The 621-nt window shown below is 53.0% G+C and carries 1 protein-coding gene; it reads right to left on the bottom strand.

Translation table 11 applies throughout. The features are described from left to right. Positions 1-621, bottom strand: a 621-nt coding sequence (locus ABVT36_RS19110) for an IS630 family transposase (RefSeq protein ID WP_368457984.1), incomplete at both ends; no start/stop codon positions are given.

The following is a 621-nucleotide window of genomic DNA, read 5'->3' on the forward strand; positions in this document are numbered from 1 at the left end:
CGCCACGTCGGTAAATATGCCTCGGTAAAGAGCCCGCCGTTCGAGCTGCGCAAACCATCCTTCGACGGCGTTCAACCAGGATGCACTTGTGGGCGTGAAATGGAAATGAATTCTAGGCTGGTTGGCTACCCACTCTGTGACTTCTTTGGTTTTGTGAGCGCTGAGGTTATCCAGCACAATGTGCAACTCCTTGTCTTTCGGTGTCTGCCGCTCGACCTGTTTCAGAAAGGCAAGAAATTCCTTGGAACGCGATCTTTTCTCGACGCGACCAATCACTTCGCCAGTCAGAATATTGAAGGCTGCAAAGAGAGCCGCCGTTCCATTGCGCTTGTAATCGTGGGTACGACTTCCAATGCGCCCCGGGGCAAGTGGAAGCCCTGGCTGAGTGCGATCGAGTGCCTGGATCTGAGTTTTCTCATCGACACACAGCACCAAGGCATTGTCCGGCGGGTCCATATACAAACCAACGATATCCACCACCTTCTCGGCAAACTGTGGGTCATTGCTGATCTTGAAGGTTCTGAGTCGGTGTGGTTTCAGATCTGCAGCGTTCCAGATTTGCCTAACCTGCCATGTGGTAACACCGGCGTACTTCGCCATCAACGAGACACTCCAGTGAGT

It is taken from the genome of Microbulbifer sp. TYP-18 (assembly GCF_040932045.1).
Classification (GTDB): domain Bacteria; phylum Pseudomonadota; class Gammaproteobacteria; order Pseudomonadales; family Cellvibrionaceae; genus Microbulbifer.